This window comes from Bradyrhizobium sp. CB82, assembly GCF_029714405.1.
Taxonomy (GTDB): domain Bacteria; phylum Pseudomonadota; class Alphaproteobacteria; order Rhizobiales; family Xanthobacteraceae; genus Bradyrhizobium.
Genome location: NZ_CP121650.1, coordinates 67,821 through 78,909, shown reverse-complemented (window position 1 = coordinate 78,909; position 11,089 = coordinate 67,821). Strand labels below are relative to the sequence as shown.

Here is an 11,089-nt window from a genome sequence, read left to right as displayed (position 1 = left end):
TTCGGGGATCAGGCGCCAATATAGGGAGATCGCTTCAAATGGTCATGCGCGCAAGCTACGTCTTCCCCGCTGTTCGCCACAGCACTTGCTCTCGTGCCCCGGACGCAGCGCCGCACCGCTGCGCGCTGCACCGCGTCCGGGACACGAGGGCGGCTTAAGCCACGCTCTCCAGAAATGCCTCTTCCGCTGCGCGCACGGCATCGGGCGTGCCGACATGCATCCACAGGCCGTCGAGGCGGAGGCCGAACAGCCGCTCGTGCTCGCCGGCGCGGTCGAACATTTTCGTCAGCGAGAACTCGCCCTTGGGTGCGCCGGCGAGGATCGTCGGCGAGATGATGGCCGCACCCGCATAGACGAACGGTACCACCTGGTTCTCGCGCCGGGCACGCAAGGCGCCGTCCGGCTGCATCGAGTAGTCGCCGCGGCCGCTATAGCCGATGCTGCTCGCGGTCGGCGCCATCAACAAGAGGATGTCCATCCGCGCCGGATCGAAATTCTCCGCAAGCCGCTCCAGGTTGGAGCGCACGCCGTCGATCCACAGCGTGTCGGAGTTGACGTGGAAGAACGGGGCATCGCCCAGCAGCGGCAGTGCCTTGACCACGCCGCCACCGGTGCCGAGCACCTGGTCGCGCTCATCCGAAATGATCACGCGCGGCTGCTTGCGGCCGGCGACGTGGCCGATGATCTGGTCCGGTAGATAGTGGACGTTGACCACCGCCTCGGCGACGCCGGCCTGGCCGAGCTTGTCGAGCACGTGGTCGAGCAACGGCTGGCCCGCGACGCTCACCAGTGGTTTCGGCATCTTCTCCGTCAGGGGGCGCATGCGCAGGCCGAGTCCGGCTGCGAGTACCATGGCTTTGGTCGGTTTGACGGGCATCCCTGACTTTCTCGGAACCTCAGTTTCTGCGGCCGCACCAATCCTAGCACGCCGATCGGCCGGCCAAACTGCCATAATCACCTGGGGTGACGTTTGTAAGACGAGTGTTGCAGTCAAGCTCCCGCAGATGTGGATCGTGCCTTTTTCCGGTTGTCGCCCTGTTTCAGGAAGTTGACGCCGATCTGGTCGCCATTGACCCAGGCCAGCTCGCAGCGGCGGTAGGCCAATCCGGACAGCAGCAGGAAAAATTCCTTGAGGTGCAGACCCTCGACCGAGCCGTCGATGGTGAGCTTGGCGCGGGTCTCCGAGACGTCCTCGTGACACAATCGCGCCGCCAGGTCCCGTCGATCCCCATCATATGCGCGGGTATCCCGCGCTCGAAGACGACGCGGTCGCCTTTGCGCCGTTCGGTGCTCGCTGCCATGCGTCCTCGCTTCCGACCCGTATCTTCCGGCCTCCAGCGGGCGAGATTACGACCGCGATGGCTAACAGCCGGTAAATCGAGGTTTTGATCAGCCTCTTAAAGCATGATCCGGAAATGTGTGTAGCGGTTTTCTTTCGCGCAAACGCGGAGCGTTTGCGCGGAGATCATGCGCAAACAAAACCCGAAGCGCGATGACGACTCATCCGCATCTCATCGCGCTTTGGGCGGCGGAACGTTGGCGAGGTACCAGTCCCGCATATGAGCCAGTGACGGGTGGGCCAGCGAGCGCTGAAGATAGGTCCAGATCCGCGGCTGGTGGCGCAGATAATGCGGCTTGCCGTCGCGGCGGTTGAGGCGCGCAAAGGTGCCGAGCAGGCGCGTATTGCGCTGCGCCGACATGATGGCGTAGAGCTCGGCAAAGCCCGCCGGATCGAAGCCGGCATCGCCGGCGCGCCGCGCCTTGATGTAGCGCGACAGCAGCGTCAGCTCGAGGCTCTCAGGCACATCGATGCGGGCGTCCTGGAGCAGCGAGACGACGTCGTAGGATTGCGGTCCCAGCACGGTGTCCTGGAAGTCGATCACGCCGACACGCGCGATGCCGATGCGGTCCGCAAGCCAGATCAGATTGGGCGAGTGATAATCGCGCAGCACCCAGCTCTTCGGCGCCGCCAGCGGCTTCTCGATCAGCTGGCGCCACATCGCGAAGAACTCCGCGCGCCTCTCCTCGCTCAGCGGAGCGTCGCGATCGGGGAGATACCATTCCGGCATCAGCCCGATCTCGATCAGAAGTGCCTCGGCGTCGAAGACGGGAATGGCGTAGTCGCCATGACCGGGCAGCGGCAGGGTCTCCGGCAACGCCACGCCGTGCAGCGCGGCCAGCGCATCGGTCGCGGCCTCATAGCGCTCGGCTATGGGGCGCGGCGGATCGCCTTCGATCACGCCCTCGCTGCCAAAGTCCTCCGTGATCAGGAAGCCGTGGTCGAGATCGGAATGGTGGATTTGAGGCGCGGAGATGCCTTGCGCGCGCAAGCCCTCGTCGATCGCGACGAAGGGCTTGACGTCTTCGGCCAGATGCACGGCGGCGCTGTAGGACTTGCCGTTGTAGATCGCGGCGCCATCCGGGCGTCTGGGAAAGTTCATCAGGATGACGATGCCGTCGTCGCGGAGCAGCCGCGCATAGGAACGCGTCGAGGCATCGCCGTTCATGCGGCGGCGCGTCGCCTCCATGTAACCGGATGTTTCGAGAAACTCGCGCAGCGCCTTCAGCCGCGCAACCGTTGCTGCAGCCTTGCCGTGGCCGGTGATATCGGCTGCACGCGCGGTCGACCCGAGCGCGGGCCGGTGCGTGAGCGTGATATCGATGCGATCCGGAGGTAAGGCGGACGGCGCGCGCTCCGGCCATTCGACGAGGGCGAGCGTGCCTTCAGGCAGCGGGGAAAGCCCGATCTCCTCGAGCTCGCCTTCGTCCTCGACGCGATACAGATCGGCATGCAGCACCGCGAAAGCCGGCAGCTCATAGCTCTGCACCAGCGTGAAGGTCGGGCTCGGCACTTCCAGCGTCTCGTCGCCCGAGAGATAGCGGATCATGGCGCGTGCGGCGGCGGTCTTGCCGGCACCGAGATCGCCAGAGAGGGCGATGACGTCGCCGGGTCCGACCAGGAGCGCGAGGTCGGCCATCAGCCGTGCAGTGGCCGTCTCGTTGAAAAGCGCGACGCAGAAGGTCGTTGACGCGGTCATTCGGCGGCGTCGCGATGCGCCGCCTGGTCGGTCGGAAAATCGCAGGTCATGGTCGTACCCTTGCCGACGATCGAATCCACCCGCACCTTGCCGCCATGCAGCTCGACGAAGGAGCGCACCAGCGACAGGCCGAGGCCGGCGCCGCGATGGCGCGAGCCTTGCGAGCGGCTTTCGAACCAGTTGAACACCTTGTCCTTCATGTCGGCAGGTATTCCAGGCCCGGAATCTGTCACGGTGAAGACCACGCTGCGCTCGGTGCGGCGCGCACTGATGCCGACGGTAGAATCCTGCGGCGAGAAGCCGATGGCATTGGCGAGCAGGTTATAGAGCACCTGCACCACGCGTTTCTCGTCGCCGACGAAGCTGCCGACGTCGGGGGCGATCTCGACCCTGAGGCGGATGCGGTCGGTGGCGAGCCGGTCCTGGATACCTTCGGCGGCAAGCTCGATCGCTTTGGCCACATCGACCGGGCCGAGCTCGAGCTTCATGGCGCCTGCGTCGATGGTCGCAAGATCGAGGATGTTGTTGGTCAAAGCGAGCAGCGCGTTGGTCGATTTGGTGACGTAATCGAGATATTCGGCCTGTTTCGCCGTCAGCGGGCCGGTCGAGGGATCGCTGAGGAAGTGCGCGAAGCCGATGATGGTGGTGAGCGGCGCGCGCAGTTCGTAGGAGACGTGGTGAACGAAATCCACCTTCATCTGGTCGGCCGCCTCAAGCGCCTCGTTGCGCTCGCGTAGCGCGCGCTCGACGTTCTCGGTGTCGGTGATGTCCTGGAAGGTCAGCATGGTGGCGCCGTCGGGCAGCGGCCGGATCATGCCGTTCACGACGCTGCCGTCCTTGCGCTCCAGCTTCAGCGGCACATCGACGCGATTTTCGATCGAAGTGATGGCTTCGCGAATCTGTCGCCAGACGTTCGCCTCATCGAACAGCGGATGACACCAGCTCTCCACGGTCTGGATGTGCGGCTGCTCGTGCAACGCCTCGTTCGACAGCTTCCACATCCGCGCGAAGGCCGGGTTCGACAAACGGACCTTGCCGTTGCTGCCGAACACCGCGACGCCTTCGGCGAGGCTGTCCAGCGTCTCGCGCTGCACGCGGATCAGGCCGTCGAAACGGCGCGCGAGATCCAGGCTCTCGGTGACGTCATCGAACAGATAGGTGACGCCGCCTTCGGGGCTGGGCGTGGTAACGACGGAGAGCGCGCGACCGTCGGGCAGAAACCAGGTGTCATGGGCGGTCTCGACCGCGCGATAGGCCTCGTGCAGCTTGGCCTTCCAGGCGCGAAAATCCGGCTGTTCCGGCAGCTTGCGCGCGGCGCGGAGCTGATCGAGCACGCTGGAATCATCGGGATTGGCATCGAGGAAGGTACGGTCGAGATCCCAGAGCCGGCGATAGGAGTCGTTGTAGAAGGCAAGTCGCCGTTGTCCGTCGAACACGGCGACGCCGGAGGAGAGCTGGTCGAGGGTGCGGCGATGCGCCTCCGCCATCCGCACCAGCGCCGAACTCAGCGCATCCGCTTCGCTGGCGTCGATCGCGACGCCGACGCTGCCGTCACCGACATTGACGGCACGAACGTCGTAGATGCGGCGCTCGCCGCCGATCACGATCGGCAGGCGCGAGGTGAAGTTGGCCGCATCCTTCAGCCCGCGCTCCATGTCGGCGCGGTCGGCGCTGTCCAAAAGTTCGAGCTTGCGCTCCTGGGCGTCGGTGACGCTCGCGGCTTCGGTCGCCCGTACATAGGCGGGGTTGACGTAGGCGAGCGCGCCGTTCGCGCTCTTGGCCCAGATCGGCCAGGGGCTGGTGGCGGCAAAGCCGCGCAGCATCTCGGTCTCGTCGAGCAGCGCCTTGTGCCGCAAATTGGTTTCGGCGAGTTCGCGTCTGAGCCCCGAGAGCTCGCGAATCCTGACAATGGCCTGGCCGCCGATGGCGCGGCCGATGGCTTCGAGCGTTCGGCCGCCCGTGGTGGTCAAGTTGAGCTGGAACCCGTCGCCATGCTCGCGCAGCGCGTCGACCGCGTGATCCATCTGGAGCGCCGGCTCGGGTGGCAGCCAGGTTCCAAACGCCAGCACGCGCTGCGGCGAGGAGTCGCGCGCCAGCACCATGGAGATGTCGCCCGAGATCTGGGCGCGATTATCCCCCGCGGGCCAGGAGATCAGGATCTGCGGCTCGGCGAACAGCAGCGCGCCGAAGCGGTCGGCCTGGAGTTGCAGTTCCCCGATCCGGGTCTGCAACCGCGCCTCGAGCTTCGCGGTGCGGACGCGGGTCCGCATCAACAGGATCGCGGCCACGACCGAGAAGCCGAGCAGAGCCAGCGCGGTGGTCAGCACCGCGATTTCCTGCCGGTTGAACTCCAGCAGTGTGGAAAGTGTGTCGATGAGGTCGGCGGCCTTCGCCGGCGCAGCCGGAAGCAACGCCGCGAGAGCGCCGCCGATCAGGCCGTTGCGCGCCAATGACGTGCACGATAGCAGCGTCCGACGCATCGACACGATCACGCCTGACATAATTGCCCCAAGACCGCACGAATTTGCGCCCGGCGATTTCCCCCGCCGCGCGCGAATCAAACGACAATATCCCCAACGTGACTCGACCGGTAAGAGTCCAGATCGTGAACGCAAAGGTGGCCCCAAAAAAATGCCCGCCAGGCCATGTGAACCGCGTCGTTTTGCGGTCGATTCGATCGAATTTGCCGAAAGGCTCAGCGCCCGGTCGAGCCGAAGCCGCTGGCACCGCGATTCGTCGCCGACAGCGTGGCGACGGGAACCAGACGGGCCTGAACCACCGGCGCGATCACCATCTGGGCGATGCGCTCGCCGCGCTTGATCACGAACGGCGTATCGCCGTGATTGATCAGGATCACCTTGATCTCGCCGCGATAGTCCGCATCGATTGTTCCGGGCGAGTTCAGCACGGTGACGCAATGCTTGGCGGCGAGCCCCGAACGTGGCCGTACCTGCGCCTCGTATCCGCCCGGCAACGCGATCGCGAGTCCCGTCGGCACCAGCGCGTGCTTGCCGGGGGCGAGCGTCAGAGGTTCGCTCTCGGGAACCGCGGCCATCAGGTCGAGACCGGCGGCCTCCTGCGACTGGTAGGCCGGCAGCGGCAGGCCTTCGGCGTGTGCGAGGCGCTGCAGTTCGACCGCGACTGTTGTGCTCAAGATGCCGGCTCCGCTGCTTCGTCATTCAGGCTTTTCGCGACATGCGCGATCAGCTCGGTGGCGACCTGTTCCTTGGTCATCACCGGCCAGGAATCAACCGCAATCTCGCCGTCCTCCCCGCCGCTTTTGCGGCTGAGCAGATGCACGGTGTTGCGGTCGCCGCCCATCACGCCGGTGGCCGGCGAGACATCGTTGGCGACGATCCAGTCGCAGCCCTTGCGCGCGAGCTTGGCCTTGGCGTTGTCGATGAGGTGCTCGGTCTCGGCGGCAAAGCCGATTACCAGCGGCGGACGCTTGTCCCTGAGTTTCGAGATCGTGGCGAGGATGTCGGGGTTCTCGACGAGCTGAAGCGGCGGCATGCCGGCCGACGTCTTCTTCAGCTTCTGCTCGCCTTCATTGGCGACCCGCCAGTCGGCGACGGCTGCGGCAAAGATGGCGATGTCGACCGGAAGCGAGGCCTGCACCTGCTCCAGCATCTGCCGGGCCGATTCCACGTGCGTGACGTTGACGCCGTCGGGATCGTCGAGATCGACCGGGCCGCTCACCAAAATGACCTCGGCGCCTGCGGCTTGCGCGGCCGTGGCAATGGCAAAACCCTGTTTGCCGGAGGAGCGGTTGGCGATGTAGCGCACCGGATCGATCGGCTCGTGCGTCGGACCTGCTGTGATCAGTACCCGCTTGCCGACAAGTGGCCGCGGTACTGGCGGCCGAAGCAGGCGCTCGGCGGCCGCCGCGATCTCGACCGCCTCGGACATCCGGCCGACGCCGGCTTCGCCGGCTTCCGCCATCTCGCCGGCATTGGGGCCGATCATCACGACGCCGTCGCGCTGGAGCAAGCCGACGTTGCGGCGTGTCGCGGCGTTGTTCCACATCAGCGGATTCATCGCCGGCGCCAGCAGGATCTTTCGGTTGGTGGCGAGCAGGATGGCGCTGGCGAGATCATCGGCATGGCCGTTCGCCATCTTGGCCATCAGATCGGCGGTCGCAGGGGCCACCACGATCAGGTCGCAGTCGCGCGCGAGCCGGATATGGCCGGCGTCGAACTCGCTCTGGGGGTCGAACAGGTCGGTGTAGACGCGCTCATGGGACAGCGCGCTTGCCGCCAGCGGCGTGACGAATTGCTGCGCGGCCTTGGTCAGCACGCAGCGGACCTCGACCCGCCGCTCCTTCAGCCGGCGGATCAAGTCGAGCGACTTGTAGGCTGCGATCCCGCCGCCGATGATCAAGGTGACGCTGACCTCGGCTAGGGCGCTGGTGCGTGGGGATGGGGCGGCGGGGGATGCGGCGGGCGGCACCGCGAACGGCGTCAGCGGCTCCTCGCGGCCCTCGATCAGCTCCCGCAGGATGACCCGGACTTCTTCCTCAACCGAGCGGCGGTTCTTGGCCGAGCGCAGGCGCAGATAGGTTTTGATGCCCTCGTCGAGCTTGCGGATGGTCAGGCTGGCCATGACGCCCTCCAGCAGGGGATGATGGCAATGCTATCGAATCTGTGATTGCATCGCAATCACAGATTCCGGACGGCGATCAGGATTCCGATGAAGGTCACGGCGATGATCCAGAGCGCCACGGTGCGCCAGCGGTTCTTGCGGCCCTCGCTGCGGCCCATGGCCGCGATGCTCTCGGGCGACAGCCGCAGGCCCTCGCGCGTCATGGTCTCGAGCTGCTCCAGTACCCTGACCGAGCGCCCGGCGATATCGGGCAGGTTCATCAACACCCGCGCGATCTCGCTGGTGCCGGCGAGCGCGCCCTGCACCCGGCCGATGGGTCCGAGGTTGCGCTCGATCCATTCGCGCACGACGGGGTCGGCGGTCTTCCAGATATCGAGCCTGGGGTCGAAACCGCGCGCCACGCCCTCGACCACCACCATGGTTTTCTGCAATAGGATCAGCTCGGGCCGGGTCGTCATGTCGAACAGACCGGTGACCTCGAGCAGCAGCGTGAGCAGCCGCGCCATCGAGATCTCCTCGGCGGTGCGGTTGTGGATCGGCTCGCCGATGGCTCGGATTGCTTGCGCAAAGTTCTCGACCGAATGATGCGAGGGCACGTAGCCCGCCTCGAAATGCACCTCCGCCACGCGGCGATAGTTGCGGGTAATGAAGCCGAGCAGGATTTCCGCGAGAAAGCGCCGCTCCTTCAAGCCGAGCCGGCCCATGATGCCGAAATCGACGGCGACGAGGCGTCCTGCATCGTCCATGAACAGGTTTCCTGGATGCATGTCGGCGTGGAAGTAGCCGTCGCGCAGCGCATGCCGCAAGAAGCTCTGGATGACCTTGCGGCCGAGATCGGGCAGGTCGACATTGGCTTCCTTTAGGCGCGCGTGATCGTTCAACGCGATGCCGTCGATCCATTCCATCGTCAGCACGTTGTGCGTGGTGCGATCCCAGTCGACCGTGGGCACGCGAAAATCCGGATCGTCGCGCGTGTTCTCAGCCATCTCCGACAGCGCAGCCGCTTCCAGCCGCAGGTCCATCTCCATGGCGACAGAGCGCGACATGGTGTTGATGACCTCAACGAGGCGCAGGCGGCGGGCTTCGGCCGAGTAAGTCTCCGCCTTGTGGGCGACGAAGAAGAAATCGGTGAGGTCGCGCCGGAAACGCGCGGCGACATTGGGCCGCAGCACCTTGACTGCAACCGGATGGCGCACGCCATTGCGAATGACTTCGCCGCGATGCACCTGGGCAATGGAAGCCGCCGCGACCGGAGGCCCGATGCTCGCAAACACGTCGGTGAGCGGGCGCTCCAGCGAGGTTGCGATGACCGCTTCGGCTTCTTGCTGCGGAAATGGAGGCAGGCGGTCCTGGAGGCTTTCCAGATCGCGCGCCATGACGACACCGACCACGTCTGGTCGCGTCGCCAGGAACTGACCGAGCTTCAGATAGGCAGGTCCGAGCCGGGTCAGCGCCCGCGACAGGCGCGGGCCGGACTTGTCGCCGCGCCGTTCGACCAGGCGAGCGAGTTTCAATGCGAGCTGCCCGGGCGGCGGCACCAGGGTTGGATCGACGACGCCGAACACGCCCTCGCGCGCGAACACGATCGCGGCGCGGGCAAGACGCCCAATGTGGGTAATGGCAGAGATCACAAACGCCAGCCTGAATGCAATGCGACGATGCCGCCGGACAGGCTCTGCCAGCTCACGCGGGAGAAGCCGGCGTCGCGGATCATGTCGGCGAAGACGTTCGGCTTCGGGAATTTGCGGATCGATTCGACGAGATACTGGTAGGACTCGGCATCGCCGGTGACCATGCGGCCAAGCGGCGGAATCACCTTGAATGAGAACAGGTCGTAGAGACGATCGAGCCCGGGCATCTCGACCGTGGAGAACTCCAGGCACAGGAAGCGGCTGCCCGGCTTCAGCACCCGATAGGCCTCGCCAAGCGCGAGATCGATCCGCGGCACGTTACGAATTCCGAAAGCGATCGTATATGCGTCGAAGCTACGATCGGCAAAGGCGAGCGCTTCGGCATTACCCTCGACGAAGTCGACCTGGGTGTCGAGATGCCGCTTCTCGGCGCGCTCGCGTCCCACGGCCAGCATGTTGGCGTTGATGTCGCAGACCGTGGCATGAAAGCCGGCGCCTGCCGCCTTGGCGGCGCGGAAGGAGATATCGCCGGTGCCGCCGGCGACGTCGAGCAGCGCGAACGGCCGGTCGCCCCGGGGCGGATCGAGCGCGTTGATCATGATGTCCTTCCAGATCCGGTGCAGGCCACCGGACATCAGGTCGTTCATCAGGTCATAGCGCGAAGCAACGCTGTGAAACACATCGTTCACCAGCGTCTGCTTGTCGCTCAGGGGGACGTCCCTGAAGCCAAAATGCGTGGTTTCGCCCGGCCGATCCATTACTCTACTCCACGAGGCGGACCATAGCGCGGCCGCCGCAATGGCGCTATCACACCGCCCTCATAAGGTGAATGCCCGACTATGCCTGAATTGCCCGAAGTCGAGACCGTCCGCCGTGGACTCCAGCCTGTCATGGAAGGCGCAAAAATCGTCAAGGCGGAGGCCCGCAGGGCCGATTTGCGCTTTCCCTTTCAGCCGGATTTCGTGGCGCGGCTCCAGGGCCAGGTGGTCACCGGGCTCGGCCGGCGCGCAAAATATCTCATGGCCGATCTCGCCTCGGGCGACGTGCTGTTGATGCATCTCGGCATGTCCGGCTCATTCCGCGTGATCAAGCCGGATGACGAAAAAGCGCCGGGAGATTTTCACTATCCCAGGGGCAAGGACTCGACGCACGACCACGTGCTGTTTCGCATGTCCTCTGGCGCCGATATCGTGTTCAACGATCCGCGCCGCTTCGGTTATATGAAAGTGATCGCGCGCAATGCGCTCGAGGACGAGCCACTGCTGCGCGGGCTCGGCCCCGAGCCGCTCGGCAACGAGTTCGACGCCGCGATGCTGGCACAGTCCTGCGCCGGCAAGAAGACCAGCCTGAAGGCCGCGCTGCTCGACCAGCGCGTGGTGGCAGGGCTTGGCAACATTTACGTCTGCGAGGCGCTGCATCGGGCACATCTGTCGCCGCGCCGGATCGCCGCGACGCTGGCCACGCGAAAGGGTGAGCCGACCGACCACGCGAAGCGGCTGGTCGGAGCAATCCATGCCGTGCTCAACGATGCGATCGACGCGGGCGGCTCGAGCTTGCGCGATCATCGCCAGACATCCGGCGAGCTCGGCTACTTCCAGCATTCGTTCAAGGTCTATGATCGCGAAGGCCAGACGTGCAAAACGCCGGGCTGTGGCGGCATCGTGAAGCGCTTTACCCAGAACGGACGCTCGACGTTCTGGTGCCCGAAATGTCAGAAATGAAAAGCAGAGCAGTCGCCGATTCTGAAGGAGTTGAGCTGGACTGAGCATTCGCCGTCATTGCGACCGGAGTGAAGCATCCGGAATTTCTCTCCGCGGA

The 11,089-nt window shown here is 65.3% G+C and carries 8 protein-coding genes and 1 pseudogene; 1 reads left to right on the top strand and 8 read right to left on the bottom strand.

All coding sequences use genetic code 11. The features are described 5' to 3' along the window. Positions 1 to 154: 154 nt before the first annotated feature. The 8 genes and pseudogenes from QA640_RS00350 to ubiE all read right to left on the bottom strand — a co-directional run bounded on the left by QA640_RS00350 (position 155) and on the right by ubiE (position 10,029). On the bottom strand, positions 155 to 877 hold the full coding sequence (locus QA640_RS00350) for a nucleotidyltransferase family protein (protein WP_283038831.1): 723 nt from the start codon (positions 875 to 877) through the stop codon (positions 155 to 157). A gap of 113 nt (positions 878 to 990) precedes the next feature. Beyond that, positions 991 to 1,301 (bottom strand): annotated as a pseudogene (locus tag QA640_RS00345) (PilZ domain-containing protein). Between the two features lie 210 nt (positions 1,302 to 1,511). Next, complete coding sequence (gene tsaE / locus QA640_RS00340; protein ID WP_283038830.1) at positions 1,512 to 3,038, bottom strand: tRNA (adenosine(37)-N6)-threonylcarbamoyltransferase complex ATPase subunit type 1 TsaE; 1,527 nt, start codon at positions 3,036 to 3,038, stop codon at positions 1,512 to 1,514. Continuing rightward, positions 3,035 to 5,539, bottom strand: a complete 2,505-nt coding sequence (locus QA640_RS00335) for a PAS domain-containing sensor histidine kinase (RefSeq protein ID WP_283038829.1) — start codon at positions 5,537 to 5,539, stop codon at positions 3,035 to 3,037. Before QA640_RS00335 ends, tsaE begins: the two co-directional genes overlap by 4 nt. Before the next feature lie 194 nt (positions 5,540 to 5,733). Then, complete coding sequence (gene dut / locus QA640_RS00330; protein WP_283038828.1) at positions 5,734 to 6,192, bottom strand: dUTP diphosphatase; 459 nt, start codon at positions 6,190 to 6,192, stop codon at positions 5,734 to 5,736. Beyond that, entirely contained in the window at positions 6,189 to 7,640 is a 1,452-nt protein-coding gene (gene coaBC / locus QA640_RS00325; protein ID WP_283038827.1) for a bifunctional phosphopantothenoylcysteine decarboxylase/phosphopantothenate--cysteine ligase CoaBC, read from the bottom strand. The genes dut and coaBC overlap by 4 nt, the downstream gene beginning before the upstream one ends. Positions 7,641 to 7,696: 56 nt before the next feature. Next, positions 7,697 to 9,271, bottom strand: a complete 1,575-nt coding sequence (ubiB, locus tag QA640_RS00320; protein WP_283038826.1) for a 2-polyprenylphenol 6-hydroxylase — start codon at positions 9,269 to 9,271, stop codon at positions 7,697 to 7,699. Next, positions 9,268 to 10,029, bottom strand: a complete 762-nt coding sequence (gene ubiE / locus QA640_RS00315) for a bifunctional demethylmenaquinone methyltransferase/2-methoxy-6-polyprenyl-1,4-benzoquinol methylase UbiE (RefSeq protein ID WP_283038825.1) — start codon at positions 10,027 to 10,029, stop codon at positions 9,268 to 9,270. Before ubiE ends, ubiB begins: the two co-directional genes overlap by 4 nt. Before the next feature lie 81 nt (positions 10,030 to 10,110). On the opposite strand from ubiE, the gene mutM reads away from it, so the two are divergent. Next, positions 10,111 to 10,992, top strand: a complete 882-nt coding sequence (mutM, locus tag QA640_RS00310; RefSeq protein WP_283038824.1) for a bifunctional DNA-formamidopyrimidine glycosylase/DNA-(apurinic or apyrimidinic site) lyase — start codon at positions 10,111 to 10,113, stop codon at positions 10,990 to 10,992. The last annotated feature ends 97 nt before the right edge of the window (positions 10,993 to 11,089 follow it).